This is a genomic window from Nocardioides sp. dk884 (assembly GCF_009557055.1).
GTDB lineage: Bacteria > Actinomycetota > Actinomycetes > Propionibacteriales > Nocardioidaceae > Nocardioides.
Genome location: NZ_CP045649.1, coordinates 3,696,175 through 3,717,331 on the forward strand (window position 1 = coordinate 3,696,175; position 21,157 = coordinate 3,717,331).

A 21,157-nucleotide genomic window follows, 5' to 3' on the forward strand; every position below is an offset into this window, starting at 1 on the left:
GCCGACTCAGAGCAGCAGGATCAGCAGCACGACGACGACCAGGACCAGCGCGACAACGGCAATGGTGCGAGTGTTCACAGGGGCTCCTTCTCCGGGCCTCGGACGAGGCCGATGACTCTCAATGCCCCGCTCGCGCGGGGCCAAACGGTGCGCGGACGAGCGGCCTACCTCATCCCTGCGGGCGATAGTCGTCGGGCTCGTCCTCGATCATGTAGTTCGGGTTCTCCCGGATCCGCTCGGCGGTCCGCTCGATCCAGCCCTGGTCGTTGGTCTCGATGTCGCGATCGGTCAGCTGCTCCTTGAGGTAGGCGACCAGGTCCTTCTCGCCGGAGTCCCTGGCCAGGGAGGTCGCGTCCACTGCCGCCTGCAGGTTGGAGTCGTACGTCGCCACGGGGTTGTGCCTCTCGGTCGGGAACGTTTCCGCGCCGTTACCCCGGGCCCGCGCCCTGGACACCTGCCTGGTCCACCGACTGGTCCACCGACTGGTCCGCGGCTCGGTCGTCGCTGAACCGCGCCGCACGCCCGGCCCTGCGGGCCCGCGTCGCCTCCTCGAAGTTGTCGGTCAGCAGCCGCAGGTAGAGCTGCCCGATGCCCTCGACCGGCATGTGGCTCTCCAGGGAGCCGGCGGCGATCCCGGCGTGCAGGGTCCGCTTGGTGAGCTCGATGCCGGGCTGGGAGAGCTCCGCGATCCGCACCCCGATCGCCACGGCCTCCGCGAGCACCGGGTCGGCGACCCGGGACACCAGCCCGATGCGCGCCGCCTCGGCCGCCTCGACGTCGCGGCCGGTGAACATCAGGTCGGCGGCGTGGCTGGACCCCACGGCGCGCGGGAGCAGGTAGCTCAGCCCGAGCTCGCTCGCGGTGAGACCGTTGTTGATGCCCGCGGCACGGAAGTAGGCGGCGCTCGAGGCGATCCGCAGGTCGCAGGCCAGCGCCAGGCACAGCCCGCCGCCGACCGCCGCCCCGTTGACCGCCGCGATCACCGGCTGGTGCATCCGGCGCAGGGTGCCCACGACGTCCTCGAGCATCTCCAGCGAGCGCAGGGCGTACGCCGGGCGCGGCAGGCCGTCGGCGTACGGCGGGCGCCCCGCGGACTCCTGGTCCGCCCCGGAGCAGAACGCGGCCCCGGCGCCGGTGAGCACCACCGCACGGACCGCGTTGTCGCGGCCGAGCTCCACCAGCCGGTCGCGCACCGGGACCATCACGTCGAAGGCCATCGCGTTCATCCGCTCCGGCCGGTTCAGCGTCACCACCGCGACCCCGGGCTCGGGGCGGTCCACCTCGACGAAGCTCATGACGCAGGCCCCGGTGCCGCGGCGGGGTCGGGCGCCAGGGTGTCCGCCAGCGCGTCCGCGACCTCGCGGGCCTGCCGGTAGTCGGCCTTGCCGGTGACGTGGCGCGGGATCCGGGCGACGACGTGCACCGTGCGCGGCACCTTGTAGCCCGAGAGCCGGGTGCGCAGCAGCCGGCGCACGTCCTCGACGTCGAGCGCGGTGCCGGGGCGCGGCTGGACCAGCGCGGCGACCTGCTGGCCGTAGGTCGGGTCCGGCAGGCCGAGCACCAGGGCGTCGAAGACGTCGGGGTGCGCCTTGAGCGCGACCTCGACCTCCTCGGGGTAGACCTTCTCCCCGCCGGTGTTGATGCAGCCCGAGCCGCGCCCCAGCAGCGTCAGCCGGCCGCCGGGCTCGATCTGCACGTAGTCGCCGGGGACCGCGTGGCGCACCCCGTCGATGGTGCGGAAGATCCGCGCGGTCTTCTCCGGGTCGCCGAGGTAGCCCAGCGGGATGCTCCCGCGTCGCGCCATCCGCCCGATCGCGCCCACGTCGGCGTCCAGGTCGAGGATGCGGTCCTGCTCGTCGATCACGACCGTCTCCGGGCCGACCTCGACCAGGCTGCCCTTGTCGGCGAGGGTCTCGGTGCGGATCCGGCCGTTGCCGGTCATCCCGGTCTCCGAGGAGCCGATGACGTCGAGCACCACCACCTCGGGCAGCTGCCGCAGCCAGCGCTGCTTGACCTCGACGGAGAAGATCGCGGCCGCGCTGGTCACGGTGGCGAGGCTCGCGGCGTCGTACTCCCCCCGCTCGTGCTCCTCGATCAGCGGCCGGGCCATCGCGTCGCCGATCAGGGAGAGGGTGTTGACCCGCTCGGCCTCGACGGTGCGCCACACCTGCGCGGGGTCGAACTTCGCGAGCAGCACGTTGGTGTGGCCGCCGAAGAAGCGCAGCAGCATCCCCCACTGGCCGTTCGCGTGCATGACCGGGCCGAGGTGGAGGCAGACCAGCTGCGGCCCGGTGAGCGCGCCCCGGGACTGGTCGCGCTCCTCGATCGGCTTGCCGGTGACGAAGTCCAGGCCGCCGCCGAGGGTGCGCCACACGTCCTCGTGGCGCCACATCACGCCCTTCGGGTAGCCGGTGGTGCCGCCGGTGTAGACGATGTAGACGTCGTCGGGGCTGCGCGGGCCGAAGTCGCGCTCCGCGGACCGGCCGGTCATCGCGTCGTCCCACCCTGTCCACGCGTACGCCGTGGGGCGCGCGTCCACGCCGTCGTCGATCACGACCACGTGGCGCAGGCGGTGGTGGGCCGGCACCACCTCGTCCAGCACCGCGGAGTAGCGCGCCTCGTGGACCAGCGCGACCATCCCGGAGTCGCCGAGCAGGTGGTCCAGCTCGGCAGCAACGTAGCGGTAGTTGATGTTGATCGGGGTCGCGCGGGCCTTGAAGCAGCCGAGCATCGCCACGACGTGCTCGGCGGTGTTGCGGGCCATCAGCCCGACGTGGTCCCCCGGCCCGACGCCGACGGCGAGCAGGTGGTGGGCGAAGCGGTTGGCGGCGGCCTCCAGCTCGGCATAGCTGAGCCGGGCCTCGCCGGCGACGAGGGCGGTGCGCTCCGGGACCGCGTCGACGGCGTGCTCGACGAGGTCGGCGATGTGGTGGACCATGCGCGGCAGGCTCCGGCGCTGACGTGTCCTGTGTCACACTCGTTCCCGCTGGCTGGAACCTGGGAGGGCACCCGATGGACGAGGCCGAGGCACGACCCGGACCACGAGCGCCGGGCCGCGCGGGCATGGTCGAGCGTCTCACGCAGATCCTCGACGTCTTCCTGCTCGGCCCCGACCACCTGCTGCTGGAGGAGATCGCCGAGCTGTCGGGACTGCCGCGCTCCACGACGTACCGACTCCTGGCGCAGCTGGTCGCGATGCGCTGGCTCGAGCACGGCCCGCACGGCTACTGCCTGGGCCCGCGCGCCCAGCGGCTCGGGCGCCGGGTCGAAGGCAGCCTGCCGCTGCGCGCGGCCGCCGCGGAGGCGCTGCAGGAGCTGGAGGCGACCACCTCCGCGGTCGTGCACCTGACCGTGCTGGCGGGCGGGAGCGTCGAGGTGCTCGACAAGGTGGGCGGGCGGCACGTCCCGGACATCCCCACCACCGTCGGCACCCGCTACCGCGCCGAGGACGCCGTCGCCGGGCGGGCGATGCTCGCCGCGCTCGCCCCCGAGGAGGTGGACCGGATCCTGCTCGACGGCCGGGCGAGCGGGCGCCTGCACGAGCGGCTGCACACGATCCGGCGCCGTCACGGCCTGGCCATCACCAGCGACGACATGCCCTGGGAGCTGCGCGGCGTCGGGGCCGCGATCGTGGGCCCCGACGGCCCGGTCGGCGCGATCTCGGTGGGGCTCCCCGGGCGGGCCGCACCGGTGGAGCGGTTCGTGCCGATGCTCGCCCGCGCGGTGCGGCTCACGTCACAACGGCTCCACGACGTACGTCTCGATGCGGAGCGATACCGCTTGCGGTCGTAAGATCGGCGCGGCCCTTCTGGGTCCCACGCCCCGATCGGAAGTGACTCCCCACCTGATGTCTGAGACAAAGTCCGCCAACCTGCGCAATGTCGCGATCGTCGCGCACGTCGACCACGGCAAGACCACGCTGGTCGATGCGATGCTCCGCCAGGCGGGCGCCTTCTCCGAACACGAGGCCGAGAGCGTCGCGGACCGCGTGATGGACTCCGGTGACCTCGAGCGCGAGAAGGGCATCACGATCCTCGCGAAGAACACCGCGATCCACTACAACGGCGCGTCGGCCCCCGAGGGCATGACGATCAACATCATCGACACCCCCGGCCACGCCGACTTCGGTGGCGAGGTCGAGCGCGGCCTGTCGATGGTCGACGGCATCGTGCTGCTCGTGGACGCCTCCGAGGGCCCGCTGCCGCAGACGCGCTTCGTGCTGCGCAAGGCGCTCAACGCCAAGATGCCCGTCGTCCTGGTCGTCAACAAGGTCGACCGTGGCGACGCCCGGATCTCCGAGGTCGTCGACGAGACCTACGAGCTGTTCATGGACCTGCTCGACGACACCCACGGCCAGGACGCCCTGGACTTCCCGGTCGTCTACGCCTCCGGCAAGGCCGGCATCGCCAGCCTCGAGAAGCCCGAGAACGCCACCCTGCCCGACGGCAAGGACCTCGAGCCGCTCTTCAAGACGATCATCGACACGATCCCGGCGCCGACCTACACCGAGGGTGCGCCGCTGCAGGCGCACGTCACCAACCTGGACGCCTCGCCGTTCCTCGGCCGCCTCGCGCTGGTCCGCATCCACGAGGGAACCCTGCGCAAGGGCCAGAACGTCGCCTGGATGCGCCGCGACGGCTCGGTCAAGAACGTCAAGATCACCGAGCTGCTGATCACCGAGGGCCTCGAGCGCAAGCCCGGCGAGGTCGCCGGCCCCGGTGACATCGTCGCGATCGCCGGCATCCCCGAGATCATGATCGGCGAGACCCTGGCCGACCCGGAGAACCCGGTTGCGCTGCCGCTCATCCACGTCGACGAGCCCGCGATCTCGATGACCATCGGCACCAACACCAGCCCGCTCGTGGGCAAGGTCAAGGGCTCCAAGGTCACCGCCCGCCTGGTCAAGGACCGCCTCGACGCCGAGCTCATCGGCAACGTCTCGCTCAAGGTCCTCAACACCGAGCGTCCCGACGCCTGGGAGGTCCAGGGCCGCGGCGAGCTGGCGCTGGCGATCCTGGTCGAGCAGATGCGCCGCGAGGGCTACGAGCTCACCGTCGGCAAGCCGCAGGTGGTCACCAAGGAGATCGACGGCAAGGTCCACGAGCCGATCGAGCGCCTGACCATCGACGCCCCCGAGGAGTACCTCGGCGCGATCACCGAGCTGCTCGCCGCCCGCAAGGGCCGCATGGAGGGCATGACCAACCACGGCACCGGCTGGGTCCGCATGGAGTTCATCGTGCCCGCGCGTGGCCTGATCGGCTTCCGCACCGAGTTCCTCACCGAGACCCGCGGCACCGGCATCGCCCACCACATCTCCGAGGGCTACGACCGCTGGGCCGGCGAGATCCGCTCGCGCAACAACGGCTCGCTGGTCGCCGACCGCAAGGGTGCGGCCACGGCGTACGCCATGACCTCGCTGCAGGAGCGCGGCACCCTGTTCGTCGAGCCGACGACCGAGGTCTACGAGGGCATGATCGTCGGGGAGAACTCCCGCGCCGACGACATGGACGTCAACATCACCAAGGAGAAGCAGCAGACCAACATCCGGTCCGCCACCTCCGACAACTTCGAGAAGCTGATCCCGCCGCGCAAGCTCTCCCTCGAGCAGTGCCTGGAGTTCTGCCGCGAGGACGAGTGCGTCGAGGTCACCCCGGAGTCCGTGCGCATCCGCAAGGTCGTGCTCGACGCCGGTGAGCGCGCGAAGACCGCCTCGCGCGCCCGCAAGGCCAACAAGGCCTGATCCGCTCCGCCCGACGACAGGGGCCCGTCCCGCAGCTTCGGCTGCGGGGCGGGCCCTTCTCGTTGAGTCGAGAGTTCTGACCGTCGAGTCGAGGGTTTCGACCGGTCGAGTCGAGACTTCTGACGGTCGAGTCGAGACTTCTGTCGTACGACGAGGGGCGCGACAAACCCCGTCAGCCCACGCGCAGCACCGTGACGGCGAAGTCGGACTCGTCGGTGAACGGGTCCAGGTGCCAGGTGGCGAACCGCTGCTCGACCCGCGCCACCCCCTCGCGGGCGAGGTCGGCCAGGTCGGCGTCGTACCGCTCGAAGGGGTAGGCCTCGTCGCGGCGGAAGCCGACCACGACGCGGCCGCCGGGCCGGACCACCGCGCAGAGGTTGGCGAGCACCTGGCGCTCGGTGCCCGGCGCGACGAACACCATCACGTTGCCCGCGCACACGACGAGGTCGACCGGTTCCCCGCCGACGTCGGCGAGCTCCAGCTCGCTGAGGTCGACGACGCCGTACGTCGGACCGGGGTGGTCGACGCGGGCGGCCTCGACCAGCACCGGGTCGGCGTCCAGTCCGACCACGGTGTGCCCGCGGGCCGCGAGCTCGCCGGAGAGCCGGCCGGTGCCGCAGCCGGCGTCGAGGATCCGCGCGCCCCGCTCGACCATCGCGTCGACGAAGCGGGCCTCCCCCGCCAGGTCGGCGCCCTCGGCGGCCAGCGCGCGGAAGCGCTCGACGTACCACTGCGAGTGGCCGTCCTTGGTGTCGGTGAACCAACGGGGACGGGGGCTGGACTGGTCGGTCATGTCCCCATCCTCGCCGCCCTGTGCGACCGGGCCGCACTGCCCCCTCGGTCGGGGCGAGACGTCACGCCGTACGACGACGGGAAGCCGAGCGCGAGCGTCAGAACTCTCGACTCGACCGGTCAGAGGTCTCGACTCGACCGTCAGAACTCTCGACTCAACCAGTGGAGTGGGTCAGGGGGTGAGGCGGGCGCCGGTGGTGGTGTCGAAGACGTGGACCTTGTCCGGTGAGGTGGTGAGCCGGATCCGGGCGCCGCGGGGCAGGTCGGGGCGGCCCTCGACGCGGACGACGACCTGGCGCAGCAGGTCGTGGCTGACGTCGGTGTCCGGGGTGGCGTAGACGTAGGCCTCCGCGCCGAGCTCCTCGACCGCGGCGACCCGGACCGGGTAGCCCTCCTCGTCGCCCTGCGCCAGGCGCCAGGACTCCGGGCGGATGCCGAGGGTCACCGCGCCGGTGGAGCGGGCCGCCGCGTCCCGGTCGATCGGCAGCGCGTAGCCGTCGGCCACCGCCGTACCGTCGCCGGCGGTCTTGGCCTCCAGCAGGTTCATCGCCGGGGAGCCGATGAACCCGGCGACGAAGAGGTTCGCGGGGCGGTCGTAGAGCGCCAGCGGGCTGGCGACCTGCTGCAGCACGCCGTCCTTGAGCACCGCGACCCGGTCCCCCATCGTCATCGCCTCGACCTGGTCGTGGGTGACGTAGACGGTGGTGGTGCCCAGGCGCTGCTGGAGCGCGGAGATCTGGGTGCGGGTGGAGACCCGCAGCTTGGCGTCGAGGTTCGACAGCGGCTCGTCCATGCAGAACACCTGGGGCTGGCGCACGATCGCGCGGCCCATCGCCACTCGCTGGCGTTGCCCGCCGGAGAGCGCCTTGGGCTTGCGGTCGAGGTAGGCCTCGAGGTCGAGCAGCCGGGCCGCCTCCTGGACCCGGGTGCGACGCTCCTCCTTGCCGACGCCGGCGATCTTGAGCGCGAAGCCCATGTTGTCGGCCACCGTCATGTGCGGGTAGAGCGCGTAGTTCTGGAACACCATCGCGATGTCGCGGTCCTTGGGCGGGAGGTCGGTGACGTCCTCCTCCCCGATCAGCACCGCGCCGGAGGTGAGCTCCTCCAGCCCCGCGAGCATCCGCAGCGAGGTGGACTTCCCGCACCCCGAGGGCCCGACGAGCACCATCAGCTCGCCGTCCTCGACGGTGAGGTCGAGGTCGGACACCGCCGGCCGGTCCGCTCCGGGGAACTTGCGTACTGCCTTGTCGAACCGCACCGACGCCATGACTGGTCCTCTCGCACGGCCACCACGACGGTGGCGCGGGTCACATCGCGTCCACCGTACGACGCGGAGCGAGACGACGTCTAGTGGGAGCGCTTCCACACCTCACCGCGCCCGTCCGGCCCACTGAGGCGCGGACCGTTGACACTCGATGTGACGCATGTCATCGTGAACGAGCCGCGAGCGTGGAAGCGCTCTCACACCGTTTCCACCTCCCCGAGTCCGGCAGCCGCCCACACCCCAGGGAGCGTCACCGTGCAGACCACCACCCACACCGAGGCCGGTTCCCGGCCCGCTGCCCGCCACCACCGACGTCGTCGGGGGCTGGCCGTGGGGGCCGTGACGGCCCTCGTCCTCACCCTCACCGTCGCCTGCGGGGGCGACGACTCCGACGCCGGCGACGGGCAGACCACGCTCACGATCGCGACGTTCAACGAGTTCGGCTACGAGGGCCTGCTCGAGGAGTACATGGAGCTCAATCCCGACATCAAGGTCGTGCAGAAGAAGGTCGGCACCTGGGAGGAGCACCGCGACAACCTCTACACCAAGCTGGCCGCCGGGTCGGGCCTCGCCGACATCGAGGCCGTCGAGGGCGACGGGATGCCCGCGATCCTCGAGGAGGAGGGCGCCTTCGTCGACCTCACCGACGACAGCCTCGAGGGACGCTGGCTGGACTGGAAGAGCGAGGCGGGCACCGACTCCGAGGGCCGGATGATCGGCTACGGCACCGACATCGGCCCCGAGGGCATCTGCTACCGCGCCGACCTGTTCGCCAAGGCCGGGCTGCCCACCGACCGCGAGGAGGTCGCCGCGCTCTTCGAGAGCTGGGACTCCTACTTCGACACCGGCAAGAAGTTCGTCGCCGAGCTGCCCGACGTCGCCTGGTACGACTCCTCCAAGGGCACCAGCCAGGCGATGATCAACCAGCTGGACTTCCCCTTCGAGGACGAGGACGGCAACGTCGTCGCACTCGAGAACCCCGAGCTGAAGGAGGTCTTCGACACCGTCACCGAGATGCAGGCGGCCGGGCTGGCGACCAACATGGACCAGTGGTCCAACGACTGGGTCGCGGCGTTCAAGAAGGACGGCTTCGCCACCATGGCCTGCCCGGGCTGGATGCTCGGCATCATCGAGGGCAACGCCAAGGGCGTCGAGGGCTGGGACATCGCCAACGCCTTCCCCGGCGGAGCCGGCAACTGGGGCGGGTCGTTCCTGACCGTGCCCACGCAGTCCGAGCACCCGGAGGAGGCCCAGGCGCTGGCCGCCTGGCTGACCGAGCCGGAGCAGCAGATCAAGGCCTTCGCCGCCAAGGGCACCTACCCCAGCCAGGTCGAGGCGCTCGACGACCCGGTCCTGCTGGAGTCGACCAACGAGTTCTTCAACAACGCCCCGACCGGCCAGATCTACGCCGAGCGCGCCAAGGCGGTCACCATGCAGCCGTTCAAGGGCCCCAAGTACGCCGACCTGATCCAGGCCTTCCAGGCCGCGATCCTGCGCGTGGACCAGGGCCAGGAGTCTCCCGAGGAGGCCTGGGAGTCCTTCTCGGCCGACGTCAAGCGGATCGGCTGACCCGGGCCGTACCCATGACCCTCCACCCTCCTCCCGCACCCGCCGGGGACGTCGCTGCCACGGCGTCCCCGGCGGGCACCGCCCCCGCCGGGCCCGGGCGCCCCCGGCGCCGGCTGACCACCCGGCAGCGGCTCTCCCGCTGGGACGTCCGGCTCTCGCCGTACCTCTACATCTCGCCGTTCTTCGTGCTGTTCCTGGTCGTCGGGATGTTCCCGCTCCTCTACACCGGCTACGTCTCGCTGCACGAGTGGAGCCTGCTCGGCGGCAAGGGCGAGTACGTCGGGCTGGACAACTACCGCTCGGTCTTCGAGGACCGCTACTTCTGGCGCGCGCTGCGCAACACGATCAGCATCTTCCTGCTCTCCTCGATCCCGCAGGTGCTGATCGCGCTGCTGCTCGCCGGGCTGCTCGACACCAACCTGCGCGGGCGGACCTGGTGGCGGATGAGCATCCTGCTGCCGTTCGTGGTCGCCCCGGCCGCGGTCACGCTGATCTTCGGCAACCTCTTCGGCGACCGCTACGGCCTGGTCAACGGCGCGCTCGGGCTGATCGGCATCGACCCGATCGCCTGGCACGTGGACACCCTGCCCAGCCACATCGCCATCGCCTCGATGGTCAACTGGCGCTGGACCGGCTACAACGCGCTGATCCTGCTGGCCGCGATGCAGGCGGTGCCCCGCGACCTCTACGAGTCCGCCGCCATCGACGGCGCCGGCAAGGTGCGCCAGTTCTTCTCCGTCACCGTGCCGATGGTCCGCCCGACGCTGATCTTCGTGATCATCACCTCGACCATCGGCGGGCTGCAGATCTTCACCGAGCCGCGGCTCTACGACAACGTCGGGCTCGGCGGCTCGGACCGGCAGTGGCAGACCGTCACCCTCTATCTGTGGGAGCTCGGCTGGCGGCTGCGCAACCTCGGCACCGCCTCCGCGGTGGCCTGGCTGTTGTTCGGGCTGATCGTGCTGGTCGCGCTGGTGAACTTCCTGATCTCCCAGCAGGTGGGCCGGGCCTCCAGCGGCCGGCCACGCCGGCGCCGACGTACGGAGGTCCCGCGATGACCCGCCGCCCCGGATTCCTCGTCTACGGCCTGCTGACGGCGTTCGTCCTCGGCTCGGCCGGACCGCTGTACTGGTCGCTGATCGTCGGCTCGCACGAGGCCGACGTCGCGACCGAGCGGATCCCGCCGCTGCTGCCCGGCGGGCACTTCTTCGACAACGCCCAGCGGGTCTTCGAGACCGTGGACTTCTGGAAGGCGCTCGGCAACAGCCTGCTGATCTCGACCGTGTGCGCGACCTCGGTGGTGTTCTTCTGCACCCTGGCCGGCTACGCCTTCGCCAAGCTGCAGTTCCGCGGCCGCAACGGGCTGATGGTCTTCGTGGTCGCGACGATGGCGGTGCCGACCCAGCTCGGCGTGATCCCGCTGTTCATCCAGATGGCCAAGCTCGGCTGGACCGGGCACGTGTGGGCGGTCATCGTCCCGACGCTGGTCACCGCGTTCGGCGTCTTCTTCATGCGCCAGTACCTCCTCGACGCCGTCCCCGACGAGCTGATCGAGGCCGCCCGCGTGGACGGCTGCTCGATGATCCGCACCTTCTTCAACGTCGCGCTGCCCGCGGCGCGACCGGCGGCGGCGATCTTGTGGCTGTTCACCTTCATGACGGTGTGGACCGACTTCTTCTGGCCGATGATCGTGCTGCCGGCCACCAACCCCACCGTCCAGATCGCCCTCCAGCAGCTCCAGAGCGGGTACTACGTCGACTACAGCCTGGTGCTCTGCGGCGCCGTGCTCTCGACGGTGCCGCTCCTGGTGCTCTTCGTCCTCTCCGGTCGGCAGCTCGTCGCCGGGATCATGCAAGGAGCAGTCAAGGGATGACCGACCTCCAGACCACCCCGGCCCGCACGCTCACCTTCCCGTCCGACTTCTGCTGGGGCGCGGCCACCGCGTCGTACCAGATCGAGGGCGCAGCCCGCGAGGACGGCCGGACGCCCTCGATCTGGGACACCTTCTGCCGGGTGCCCGGGGCGGTGGCCGGCGGCGACCACGGCGACGTCGCCTGCGACCACTACCACCGGATGCCCGAGGACGTCGCGCTGATGAAGGCGCTGAACCTGCGCGCCTACCGGTTCTCGGTGGCCTGGCCACGGGTGCGCCCGGACGGCGGGCCGGTCAACCGCGCCGGGCTGGACTTCTACTCCCGGCTGGTCGACGAACTGCTCGAGGCCGGCATCCGGCCGTGGCTGACGCTGTACCACTGGGACCTCCCCCAGGCCCTGGAGGACGCCGGCGGCTGGACCGCCCGCGACACGGCGTACCGCTTCGCCGAGTACGCCGTGAGCGTGCACGACGCGCTGGGCGACCGGGTCCCGTCCTGGACCACGCTCAACGAGCCGTGGTGCTCGGCGTTCCTCGGCTACACCGGCGGCCAGCACGCTCCGGGCCGGCAGGAGGGGGTGGCCGGGCTGGTCGCCACCCACCACCTGCTGCTCGGGCACGGCCTGGCCGCCGACGAGCTGCGCCGCCGCGGGGTCGGCACCGACGGCACCGAGCTGGGGATCACCGTCAACCTCACCGTCGCCGACCCGGCCGACCCCGACGACCCGCGCGACGTGGACGCGGCGCGGCGCATCGACGCGCTGCACAACCGGGCGTTCCTCGACCCGCTGCTCACCGGCCGCTATCCCGCGGACCTGCTCGGCGACACCGAGCACCTGCGCTGGCGCGAGCGCGGCTGGCAGGCGTTCGTCGAGGACGGCGACCTGGCGCTGATCGCCACCCCGCTCGACGTGCTCGGGGTCAACTACTACAAGGGCGACGCGGTCGCCGCCCGGCGCGACCCGGACGGCCCGACGCCGCACGCCGGCCCGGCGGAGCGGCCGACGAGCACCCCGTTCGTCGGCTGTGAGGACGTCGGCTTCCCCGGCCGCGGGCTGCCGGTGACCGCGATGGGCTGGGAGGTGCAGCCCGAGGGGCTGACCCGGCTGCTGGTGCGGCTCAGCACCGAGTACGACGCGCCGCCGCTGGTCATCACCGAGAACGGCTCGGCCTACGCCGACGTGGTCGGCCCGGACGGCGAGGTGCACGACCCGGAGCGGACCGCCTACCTGGAGGAGCACCTGCGCGCCGTCCACGCGGCCATCGAGCAGGGCGCCGACGTGCGCGGCTACTTCGCCTGGTCGCTGCTGGACAACTTCGAGTGGGCCTACGGCTACGACCAGCGCTTCGGGCTGGTCCACGTCGACTACGCCACCCAGCGGCGCACCCCGAAGACGAGCGCGCTGACCTACGCGGAGATCGCCGCATCCGGCCGGATCGGTGGCCGGTAGGTTGGCCCGCGTGAACGGTGCGAGCCCCGGGCCGGGCCCCGGTGGCTCCCCCACCCTCGACGAGGTGGCCCGGCTGGCCGGGGTGTCCCGCGCCACCGCCTCCCGCGCCATCAACGGCGGCAACCGGGTCAGCCCGACCGCGCGCGCGGCCGTCGACGCCGCGGTGCGCAGCCTGGGGTACACCCCGAACCCGGCAGCGCGCAGCCTGGTCACCCGGCGTACCGACTCGGTGGGGCTGGTGGTGCCGGAGCCCGACGACCGACTGTTCTCCGACCCGTTCTTCCCGCGCACGCTGCGCGCGGTGAGCGCGGTGCTGGCCGAGCGCGACCTGCAGCTGGTGCTGCTGCTGGCGCGCCCGGGCGAGGAGGAGCAGCGGATGCTGCGCTACCTGCGCAACCGCCATCTGGACGGCGCGATCGTGGTCTCCCACCACCGCAGCGACAGCCTCGCCGACCACCTGGCCGCGCTCGACCTGCCGTGCGCGTTCGTGGGCCGGCCGTGGACGAGCGCGGACAAGGTCGCCTACGTCGACACCGACAACGTCGCCGGCGGCCGGGTGGCCACCGAGGTGCTGCTGGAGCGGGGGTGTCGCCGGATCGCCACGATCGCCGGGCCCGCCGACATGACCGTCGGCGTGGACCGCCTCGAGGGCTGGTACGCCGCGCTGCGCGCCGCCGGGCAGCCGACCGACGCCGTCGAGCACGGCGACTTCACCGAGGCCGGCGGCGCCGCTGCGGCCACGGCGCTGCTGGAGCGCCACCCCGACCTCGACGGGCTGGTGGTCGCCTCGGACCTGATGGCGGCCGGGGCGCTCACGGTGCTCGCCGCCCGCGGGCTGCGGGTGCCCGACGACGTCGCGGTGGTCGGCTATGACGACCTCGGCGTCGCCGAGCGCACCACCCCCGCCCTCACCACGATGCGCAACCCGATCGGTGAGATGGCCGAGCAGGCCACCCGCCTGGTGCTCGACCAGCTCGAGGACGGCCGCCCCGGCCGGGCCATGCGCGTCCTCTTCCCGCCCGCCCTGGTCCGTCGAGCGAGCGCCTAGCCCACCCCGGGGTCGAGTCGAGACTTGTGACGGTCGAGTCGAGAGTTTTCACCGGTTGAGTCGAGAGTTGCCGCGCCATTGGCGCCGACTCGGCGCGCCATTAGAGCCGACTCGCGCAACCACACGAGCCGACTCGGCGGGGCGGGATCAGCGGGGGAGCTGGCCGTCGTCGACCTTGATGACGGTGCCGGTGACGAAGTCCGAGGCGTCGGAGACCAGGTAGAGCAGGGTGCCCTCGAGGTCGGCGCCGTGGCCCATCCGCTGGCGCGGGAAGGACTCCGACATCTCCCCCACCCGCGCGATCAGCCCGTCCATCATCTCGGAGTGGAAGGAGCCGGGGGCGATGCCGTTGACGTTGATCGGGTACGCCGCCCACTCCATCGCCAGCGCCTCGGTCATCCGGTTCAGCCCGGCCTTGGTGACCGAGTAGAGCGCGGCGGCGTTGCCGGCGGTGTAGTAGCCCGACATCGAGGAGACGTTGACGATCCGGCCCGGGCGCCCGGTCGCGATCCAGCGCCGCCCGGCCTCGGTCGCCAGCAGCCAGGGCCCCCGCAGGTTGGTCTCCAGCACCGCGTCGACCAGCTCCAGCGGCATCTTGTGGGCGCGGCGGGCGTCGGGGATCCCGGCGTTGTTGACCACGATGTCCAGCCCGCCGAGCACCTCCTCGGTGCGGTCGACCGCAGCCACGATCGCCGCCGGGTCGCGGACGTCGAGCTCGAGCGCCAGCGCCCGCCCGCCGGCCGCCTCGATCTCGGCGACCACCTCCTCCAGCGGCGCGCGGCGCCGTCCGCCCACCGCGACCGCGGCCCCGGCCCGGGCCAGGGAGAGCGCGAACGCCCGCCCCAGCCCGCTGCCGGCGCCGGTCACCAGCGCGACCTTGCCGTCGAGCACGCTCAGTCCTTCCAGGCGCCGTCGAAGAGCATGATGCTGTCGATGCTCGGGACGATGCCGTGCACGTCCTCGCCCCAGGCGTTCCACTCCGGGGTGGCGCCGAGCGGGGCGTAGGGCACCGTCTCGTTCCACTGGGCCTGGATCTGCTCGAGCACCTCCTGCTGCTCCTCGGGCGTGGTGGCCGCGCCGAGCTCCTCGATCAGCCGGTCCAGCTCGGGGTCGGCGGACCCGCCGGAGTTGCCGCGCGCGCTGCTGTGCACCTTCTCGTAGAGCTCGGGGTAGACCGCCCGGTCCGGCATGCCGAAGCTCCAGATCACCATGTCGAAGTCACGGGTGACGTAGATGTCGTTGACCAGGTCGGTCACCGAGGGCACGTAGTCGAGGGAGACCTCGAGGCCGATATCGCTCAGCAGCCCCTGGAGCGTCACGCCCATCGCCTCCGACACCTTGGCGACGCCCTTGAAGCTGATCGTGCCGTCGAAGCCGTCGGCCTTCGCGGCCTCGACCAGCTCCTTGGCCGCCTCCACGTCGTGCGCGAGCGGCTCGGTCTCCAGGTCCCAGCGCGACAGCTCGTTGAGGATCCCGGTGGACACCAGGCCCTTGCCCTCGGCGGTGCGCTGGTTGATCACGTCCACGTCGAGGGCGTGCATGAGCGCCTGGCGGATGCGTCCGTCGGCGGTCGCGCTGCCCTCGCGGTGGTTGAGCAGCAGGCCGCGGGAGATGCTGCCGATCTCCATGAACCCGCCGAGCCCGTCCTCCAGGGCCTCCTGGGCGGTGGGCGCCTCGCGCAGGTAGCCCATGTCGGCCTCGCCGTTGCGCAGCACGTCGAGGCGGCCGGACTCCGCGGAGATCGGGAAGAACCGCAGCGACTCCAGCGCCGGGGCGCCGCCCCAGTAGTCCTCACGGGCGGTGAGCAGCAGCTCCTCCTGCGGCGTGTAGCGCTCCTGCTCGTAGGGCCCGGCGCCGATCGGCGTGAAGGCCTCGCCCTGGTCGGAGCCCTTGGCCACGATCATCCCGGGGCCGGTCGAGAGCAGGTAGCCGAAGTCCGACCACGGGCTGCTCAGCTCGAAGCGCACCGTGCGCGCGTCGACGGCCGTCCAGCGGCGTACGGCGTGGGTCAGGAAGGAGGCCTGCCCGCCGCCCTTCTCCACGTAGCGGTCCAGGCTCCACACGACCGCGTCCGCGTCGAGCGGCGTGCCGTCGCTGAAGGTGACGCCGTCGCGCAGGGTCAACGTCCACTCGTCCTGGGCCTCGTTGGGCTCCAGCGCCTCGGCCAGCTGCGGGACGTAGGTCTCCGAGTCCTGGTCGTAGCGCACCAGCAGGTCATAGACCGCGGCCATCTCGGTGCCGCCGCTGCTGCCGTTGGCGATGGTCTGCACCGGGTCGAGGACCCGCGCCTCGGAGTAGGTGACCACCTCGAGCTGGCCGCCCCGGGTCGGCTCGCCGGAGTCGTCGGGCTCCACGACGAAGCCGTTGGCGAACCCCGGCGCCGCTCCCCCGTCGTCCTTCTTCTCCTCGGTGTCGCTCCCGCCGCAGCCGGCCAGCGTCAGGCTGGCGACCACCAGCCCGGCGACGAGGGTGCTCGTACGTCGTCCCATCTGCGTCCCATCTCCGTGGCGCGCGCGGTCAGCCCGCGCGCGCGATCCCGTGTGGATGTCCCGGTTGCTCACAGACGTGACCACTCCGGTGGCTCGCCCTGGCCGAAGGCGGCGAAGGCGCGTTCGAGCTCGCCGCTGCCGGCGCACATGATCTGGGTGCGGTTCTCCAGGTCGAGGGCGTGGCGCAGCGACGGCGCGTCGATGCTCTGCCACATCGTCTCCTTGGTCATCCAGACCCCGAGCGCGGAGTTCGCGGCGATCCGGCGCGCGGTCTCCAGCGCCCGGTCGACGACCGCGCCGTCGTCGACGACGTCGATCACCAGCCCGAGGTCGCGCGCCTCCTCGGCGTCGAAGACCCGACCGGTGAGCATCAGCTCCGCCGCGCGCGAGGCGCCGACCAGGCGGGGCAGGAAGTAGCTGGTGCCCATGTCGGCGTTGGAGATCCCGTGCCGGATGAACACCGCGCCGAACCGGGCGCTGCGCGCGGCCACCCGGATGTCGCAGGCCAGCGTCAGCGAGAAGCCGCCACCGACGGCCGCGCCGTTCACCGCGGCGATCACCGGCACCCGCATCCGGTGCACCAGCTCGTGCACCCGCACGATCGCCTCCTGCTGGCCGAGCAGGTGGGAGACCGGGTTCTGGTCCGGGCGCGGGCGCTCGCGGCGCGCGTCGTCGGCGGGCTTGATCTCCGCCCCCGAGCAGAAGCCGCGCCCGGCCCCGGTCAGTACGACGGTGCGCACGGCGGGCGACTGGTCCAGCTCGGTGAGCACGTCGGACAGCTCGGCGACCATGCTCAGCGCCAGCGCGTTCAGGGTCTGCGGGCGGTTGAGGGTCACCAGCACGTGGCCGGGCTCGACCTCCTCCACCAGGACGTCAGCCACGGCCGGCCCCCGCCGCCGGGAGGTCGGCCAGCCGCGCGACCGCGTCGCGGTGGTGGTCGGGGGTGCCGTGCACGGCGGTGAGGCTGAAGGAGCGCTTGAGGTAGCGGTGCAGCGGGTGCTCCCAGGTGAAGCCGATGCCGCCGTGCACCTGCAGGGTGTCCTCCAGACAGGCCAGCGCCCGGCTGCGGGCGTGGACCGAGGCGAGGCTGACGGCCAGATCGACCTCGTCCTGCGGCACCTCCCCCGCGGGCGGGTCGAGGGCCGCGGCGGCGTACAGCGTGACCGCGCGGGCCTGCTGGAGGTCGATCCACATCCGGGCGACGAGGTGGCGCAGCGACTGGTAGCTGCCGAGCTCGCGCCCGAACTGCCGTCGTACGCCGAGGTGGGCGGTGCTCGCCTCGACGGCCCACTCCATCGCGCCCACCTGCTCCGCGGCGATCGCCACGGTGGCGGCGCGCAGTGCGCGGCGTACCGCCTCCCGGGCCGGGGCGCCGGTGGCCAGCATCAGCGCGGGCGCCCCGTCGAGCACGACCACGCTCACCGGGCGGGTCTCGTCGAGGCTGGTCTCGGGGGTGACGGTGACGCCGGGATCGCCCGCCGCGGCGGTGACCAGCGCGACGCCGTAGCCGCCGTGCGCGTCGGTGACCGGCACCAGGAGCCGGTCGACCTCGACCGCGCCGAGCACGCCGGCGACCCTCCCGTGCAGGACCAGGCGGTCGCCGGCACCGGGGACGGGCTCGTCGACCCGCACCGCGGGGTCGTCGCCCTGTGCGCTGGTGGCGGGCAGCACCACGGCGGCGACAGCGGTGCCCGCCGCGAGCTCGGTCAAGGTCTCTGCCGCGGCGGGCGAGGCCCCGGTGAGCCCGGCGATCCCCGTGAGCACGGTGGTGGCGGTGACCGCGCTGGTCAGGAACGGCACGGTCACCAGGTCGCGCCCGAGCGCCTGGGCGACCGCGGCGGCCTCGCGCAGGCCGGCCCCCGCCCCGCCGTACGACTCGGGGACGAGCAGCCCGGCGACGCCGAGGCGTACGCCGATCCGGGTCCAGGCGTCCGGGGCGCTGGCGCCGGGGGTCCAGTCGCGGGCGACGGCGCGGACCTGCGCGGCCAGCGCGCCGCCGTCCTCGCTCTCGAGCAGCGACAGCGTGCTCATCGGGGGATCTCCGACCACGGGGTCTCCTTGGGCAGGGCGGGTTCGCGGGGCAGGCCGAGCACCCGGTCGGCGATCTGGCTGAGCAGGATCTGGGTGGTGCCGCCCTCGATGCTCATCGGGCGCGAGCGCAGGTAGTGGTAGCCGGCGACCCGCTCCTCGCGGGGCGGGGCGAGGTCGGGGTCCCACTCGTCGTAGCGCAGCGCCGCCTCGGGATCGAGCTCGGCGCGCACCCGCGCGATGAGCTGGGTGGTCTCCGCGTGCTGGACCTTCGCCCCCGAGCCCTCCAGCCCGGGCCGGCCGGTCGCGGCGAGCTGCCGGATCCGCTCGTTGGCCAGCCGCACCGCCTCGGCCCGGATCCAGGCGTCCACCACGCGGCCGTGCAGCTGCGGGGTGCGCAGGTCCGGGCGCTCGCGCCACAGCTGCGCGAGCCAGCCGATGTGGCCGTCCTCGCGGGGCGCCGGGCGGGCGCCGAGGGCGGACCGCTCGTGGAGCAGGGTGGTGCGCGCGACGTCCCAGCCCCGTCCCCGGGCGTCGAGGCGCGCGGAGTCGGGGATGGTCACGTCGCTGAGGAAGACCTCGTTGAACTCCTGGCCGCCGGTCGCCTGGCGCAGCGGGCGCACGTCGACGCCGGGGTGGTGCATGTCGAGGACGAACATCGTCATGCCCTGGTGCTTGGGCAGCTCGGGGTCGGTGCGCGCGAGCAGCAGCCCCCAGCGGGCGCGGTGGGCGTAGGAGGTCCAGACCTTCTGGCCGTTGACCACCCAGGTGTCGCCGTCCAGCACCGCGCGGGTCGCCAGCCCGGCCAGGTCGGAGCCGGCGCCGGGCTCGCTGAACAGCTGGCACCAGATCTCCTCCGCGGTCCAGGCCGGGCGGAAGTGGCGCTCCTGGAGCGCGCGGGAGCCGTGCGCCAGCAGCGTCGGCACCGCGGTCCCGGTCCCCAGCGGGTTGCGGTACGGCGCGGGGGCCGGCACCCCGGCCGCGACCAGCAGCTCCTCGAGGCGGGCCTGATGGGTCGCGGCGATGCCCAGGCCGCCGAGGCCCTCGGGGTGGTGCACCCAGGCCAGCCCCGCGTCGTACCGCGCACCGAGCAGGTCGGGGGCGTCGACCCCGTGCTCGCGGACCAGGTCAGCGACCCGGGTGCGCAGCAGCGTCTCGACATCGCTGTCCGCTGGTGCGCCGACGGGGGCAGGGGTCATCGCAGGGGGCTCCTCGGGTGGGGGGACGTCGCCGCACGGCAGCAGCGACCGACTTTGACTAGACAAAGTGGTGTGACGCAGACAACATGCAGCCACCGGGGAGCAATGTCAATGCCTTCCCGCCGAGCACGGACCCGCAGTCCGAGGAGGAGCGCGATGTACCCCCGCACCCACGCCCTGGCCCACCCGGACAAGCCGGCCGTCGTCATGGAGACCGGCGAGTCCGTGAGCTACTGCGAGCTCGAGGAGCGCTCCAACCGGCTGGCCCGGCTGCTGCGCGCCCGCGGGCTGCGCCCGGGCGATCAGGTGTCGATCTGGGCCGAGAACCACCCGCGCTACTACGAGGTCTACTGGGCCGCGATGCGCTCGGGGCTCTACGTCACCGGGATCAACCGGCACGCGACGCCCGAGGAGGCGGCCTACATCCTGACCGACTCCGACACCCGCGCGCTGATCACCTCGGCGGCGATGGCCGAGCGGGCGGCCGGCGTACGCGACCGGGCGCCGGGGTGCACGACCTGGCTGGCCTTCGACGGCCCGGTGGCGGGCTTCGAGTCCTACAAGGACGCCCTCGCCGGGGAGTCCGGGGAGCCGCTGCCCGAGGAGCCGCGCGGGGAGGTGATGCTCTACTCCTCCGGTACGACCGGGCGGCCGAAGGGGATCCGGCGACCGCTGTCGGGCCTGCGGGTCGACGACCCGGCGGCGACCCGCACCTCCGCGATCACCGGTCCGCTGCTGGGCATGGGGGCCGACTCGGTCTACCTGATGCCGGCGCCGCTCTACCACGCGGCGGCGCTGCAGTTCTCGGTCGCGACCCAGGAGCTCGGCGGCACCGTGGTGGTGATGGCGACGTTCGACGCCGAGCGCTTCCTGCGCCTGGTCGACGAGCACCGCGTCACCCACACCCAGGTGGTGCCGACGATGATGGTGCGGATGCTCAAGCTGCCCGAGGAGGTGCGCCTGCGGCACGACACCTCCAGCCTGCGCTCGTTCCTGCACGCCGCGGCGCCCTGCCCGCCGGAGATCAAGCGCCTCGCCATCGAGTGGCTGGGCCCGATCGTCGATGAGTACTACGGCGGCAGCGAGGGCAACGGGATGACCTTCATCGACAGCGAGCGGTGGCTGGCGCACCCCGGGTCGGTCGGGCGCCCGGTGCTCGGCACGATCCACATCTGCGACGAGGCCGGTCGCGAGCTGCCGGTCGGCGAGCCCGGCGTCGTGTACTTCGAGCGCGACAAGACGCCGTTCGAGTACCACAACGCCGAGGAGAAGACCCGCGGCTCGCGCCACCCCGAGCACCCGACCTGGTCGGCGATCGGCGACCTGGGCTACCTCGACGACGAGGGGTTCCTCTACCTGACGGACCGTTTGGCGTTCACGATCATCTCCGGCGGGGTGAACATCTACCCCGCCGAGATCGAGGCCTGCCTGGTGGTGCACCCGGACGTCGCCGACGTGGTGGTCTTCGGGCTGCCCGACGAGGAGATGGGCGAGTACGTCCACGCCGTCGTCGAGCCGGCCGATCCCGCGGCCGCCGGGCCGGCGCTGGCCCAGGCGCTGCGCGACCACGTGCGGGAGCACCTGGCGGGGTTCAAGGTGCCGCGGGTGGTGGAGTTCCGCGACGTACCGCGGCTGGCCACCGGCAAGGTGCAGACCCGGCTGCTGCGCCAGGAGCACCTCGACCGGGCGGCCGCGCCGGCCTGA

The 21,157-nt window shown here is 72.5% G+C and carries 18 protein-coding genes; 8 read left to right on the plus strand and 10 right to left on the minus strand.

Annotated features, from left to right (window positions below; genetic code table 11):
* Positions 1–169: 169 nt before the first annotated feature.
* The 3 genes from GFH29_RS17660 to GFH29_RS17670 are packed head-to-tail and all read right to left on the minus strand — an operon-like array spanning position 170 to position 2,938.
* Complete coding sequence (locus GFH29_RS17660) at positions 170–391, minus strand: hypothetical protein (RefSeq protein WP_153325073.1); 222 nt, start codon at positions 389–391, stop codon at positions 170–172.
* A 37-nt stretch (positions 392–428) separates the two neighbouring features.
* Entirely contained in the window at positions 429–1,295 is an 867-nt protein-coding gene (locus GFH29_RS17665) for an enoyl-CoA hydratase (protein ID WP_153325074.1), read from the minus strand.
* Complete coding sequence (locus GFH29_RS17670; RefSeq protein WP_153325075.1) at positions 1,292–2,938, minus strand: acyl-CoA synthetase; 1,647 nt, start codon at positions 2,936–2,938, stop codon at positions 1,292–1,294. The genes GFH29_RS17665 and GFH29_RS17670 overlap by 4 nt, the downstream gene beginning before the upstream one ends.
* Before the next feature lie 74 nt (positions 2,939–3,012).
* Here GFH29_RS17670 and GFH29_RS17675 point away from each other — a divergent pair, with 74 nt between their 5' ends.
* Together GFH29_RS17675 and typA are read left to right on the plus strand one after the other, a co-directional pair.
* A complete protein-coding gene (locus GFH29_RS17675) occupies positions 3,013–3,792 on the plus strand; it encodes an IclR family transcriptional regulator (RefSeq protein ID WP_228387583.1) in 780 nt (259 codons plus the stop codon).
* Positions 3,793–3,847: 55 nt separating this feature from the next.
* Entirely contained in the window at positions 3,848–5,740 is a 1,893-nt protein-coding gene (gene typA, locus GFH29_RS17680; protein WP_153325076.1) for a translational GTPase TypA, read from the plus strand.
* A 172-nt stretch (positions 5,741–5,912) separates the two neighbouring features.
* Here the strand turns inward: typA and GFH29_RS17685 are convergent, their stop codons facing one another.
* On the minus strand, positions 5,913–6,533 hold the full coding sequence (locus tag GFH29_RS17685; protein ID WP_153325077.1) for a class I SAM-dependent methyltransferase: 621 nt from the start codon (positions 6,531–6,533) through the stop codon (positions 5,913–5,915).
* A gap of 171 nt (positions 6,534–6,704) precedes the next feature.
* Positions 6,705–7,799, minus strand: a complete 1,095-nt coding sequence (locus GFH29_RS17690; RefSeq protein ID WP_153325078.1) for an ABC transporter ATP-binding protein — start codon at positions 7,797–7,799, stop codon at positions 6,705–6,707.
* 252 nt (positions 7,800–8,051) lie between these two features.
* On the opposite strand from GFH29_RS17690, the gene GFH29_RS17695 reads away from it, so the two are divergent.
* The 5 genes from GFH29_RS17695 to GFH29_RS17715 are packed head-to-tail and all read left to right on the plus strand — an operon-like array spanning position 8,052 to position 13,737.
* Positions 8,052–9,365 carry an extracellular solute-binding protein gene (locus tag GFH29_RS17695; RefSeq protein WP_228387584.1) on the plus strand — a complete coding sequence of 438 codons (1,314 nt, stop codon included), beginning with the start codon at positions 8,052–8,054 and terminating at the stop codon, positions 9,363–9,365.
* A 14-nt stretch (positions 9,366–9,379) separates the two neighbouring features.
* On the plus strand, positions 9,380–10,423 hold the full coding sequence (locus tag GFH29_RS17700; RefSeq protein ID WP_153325079.1) for a carbohydrate ABC transporter permease: 1,044 nt from the start codon (positions 9,380–9,382) through the stop codon (positions 10,421–10,423).
* Positions 10,420–11,238, plus strand: coding sequence for a carbohydrate ABC transporter permease (locus GFH29_RS17705; RefSeq protein WP_153325080.1), 819 nt, complete (start codon positions 10,420–10,422; stop codon positions 11,236–11,238). The genes GFH29_RS17700 and GFH29_RS17705 overlap by 4 nt, the downstream gene beginning before the upstream one ends.
* Positions 11,235–12,689 (plus strand): glycoside hydrolase family 1 protein, encoded by a 1,455-nt coding sequence (locus tag GFH29_RS17710; RefSeq protein ID WP_153325081.1) that lies wholly within the window; start codon positions 11,235–11,237, stop codon positions 12,687–12,689. Before GFH29_RS17705 ends, GFH29_RS17710 begins: the two co-directional genes overlap by 4 nt.
* 10 nt (positions 12,690–12,699) lie before the next feature.
* Complete coding sequence (locus GFH29_RS17715) at positions 12,700–13,737, plus strand: LacI family DNA-binding transcriptional regulator (protein WP_228387585.1); 1,038 nt, start codon at positions 12,700–12,702, stop codon at positions 13,735–13,737.
* A 147-nt stretch (positions 13,738–13,884) separates the two neighbouring features.
* Here GFH29_RS17715 and GFH29_RS17720 read toward each other — a convergent pair whose 3' ends face one another.
* From GFH29_RS17720 to GFH29_RS17740, 5 genes are all read right to left on the minus strand, one after another.
* Positions 13,885–14,628, minus strand: coding sequence for an SDR family NAD(P)-dependent oxidoreductase (locus tag GFH29_RS17720; RefSeq protein WP_228387586.1), 744 nt, complete (start codon positions 14,626–14,628; stop codon positions 13,885–13,887).
* A 2-nt stretch (positions 14,629–14,630) separates the two neighbouring features.
* Positions 14,631–16,226 carry an ABC transporter substrate-binding protein gene (locus GFH29_RS17725; RefSeq protein WP_153325082.1) on the minus strand — a complete coding sequence of 532 codons (1,596 nt, stop codon included), beginning with the start codon at positions 16,224–16,226 and terminating at the stop codon, positions 14,631–14,633.
* A gap of 68 nt (positions 16,227–16,294) precedes the next feature.
* A complete protein-coding gene (locus tag GFH29_RS17730) occupies positions 16,295–17,107 on the minus strand; it encodes an enoyl-CoA hydratase/isomerase family protein (RefSeq protein WP_153325083.1) in 813 nt (270 codons plus the stop codon).
* Positions 17,100–18,257: an acyl-CoA dehydrogenase family protein gene (locus GFH29_RS17735; RefSeq protein ID WP_228387587.1), complete on the minus strand. Its 1,158-nt coding sequence runs from the start codon at positions 18,255–18,257 to the stop codon at positions 17,100–17,102. The genes GFH29_RS17730 and GFH29_RS17735 overlap by 8 nt, the downstream gene beginning before the upstream one ends.
* The gene (locus GFH29_RS17740) at positions 18,254–19,453 is read right to left on the minus strand and encodes an acyl-CoA dehydrogenase family protein (protein ID WP_153325085.1); all 1,200 of its coding nucleotides are present in this window, start codon (positions 19,451–19,453) and stop codon (positions 18,254–18,256) included. The genes GFH29_RS17735 and GFH29_RS17740 overlap by 4 nt, the downstream gene beginning before the upstream one ends.
* Before the next feature lie 156 nt (positions 19,454–19,609).
* Between GFH29_RS17740 and GFH29_RS17745 the strand changes: the two genes are divergently transcribed.
* Positions 19,610–21,157, plus strand: coding sequence for an acyl-CoA synthetase (locus GFH29_RS17745; protein WP_153325086.1), 1,548 nt, complete (start codon positions 19,610–19,612; stop codon positions 21,155–21,157).

Bases quoted from the DNA above. Each gene is read 5' to 3' on its own strand.
- GFH29_RS17665 (WP_153325074.1), bottom strand. From the start codon at position 1,295: ATGAGCTTCGTCGAGGTGGACCGCCCCGAGCCCGGGGTCGCGGTGGTG.
- GFH29_RS17670 (WP_153325075.1), bottom strand. From the start codon at position 2,938: ATGGTCCACCACATCGCCGACCTCGTCGAGCACGCCGTCGACGCGGTC.
- GFH29_RS17675 (WP_228387583.1), top strand. From the start codon at position 3,013: ATGGACGAGGCCGAGGCACGACCCGGACCACGAGCGCCGGGCCGCGCG.
- typA (WP_153325076.1), top strand. From the start codon at position 3,848: ATGTCTGAGACAAAGTCCGCCAACCTGCGCAATGTCGCGATCGTCGCG.
- GFH29_RS17685 (WP_153325077.1), bottom strand. From the start codon at position 6,533: ATGACCGACCAGTCCAGCCCCCGTCCCCGTTGGTTCACCGACACCAAG.
- GFH29_RS17690 (WP_153325078.1), bottom strand. From the start codon at position 7,799: ATGGCGTCGGTGCGGTTCGACAAGGCAGTACGCAAGTTCCCCGGAGCG.
- GFH29_RS17700 (WP_153325079.1), top strand. From the start codon at position 9,380: ATGACCCTCCACCCTCCTCCCGCACCCGCCGGGGACGTCGCTGCCACG.
- GFH29_RS17705 (WP_153325080.1), top strand. From the start codon at position 10,420: ATGACCCGCCGCCCCGGATTCCTCGTCTACGGCCTGCTGACGGCGTTC.
- GFH29_RS17710 (WP_153325081.1), top strand. From the start codon at position 11,235: ATGACCGACCTCCAGACCACCCCGGCCCGCACGCTCACCTTCCCGTCC.
- GFH29_RS17725 (WP_153325082.1), bottom strand. From the start codon at position 16,226: ATGGGACGACGTACGAGCACCCTCGTCGCCGGGCTGGTGGTCGCCAGC.
- GFH29_RS17735 (WP_228387587.1), bottom strand. From the start codon at position 18,257: ATGAGCACGCTGTCGCTGCTCGAGAGCGAGGACGGCGGCGCGCTGGCC.
- GFH29_RS17740 (WP_153325085.1), bottom strand. From the start codon at position 19,453: ATGACCCCTGCCCCCGTCGGCGCACCAGCGGACAGCGATGTCGAGACG.
- GFH29_RS17745 (WP_153325086.1), top strand. From the start codon at position 19,610: ATGTACCCCCGCACCCACGCCCTGGCCCACCCGGACAAGCCGGCCGTC.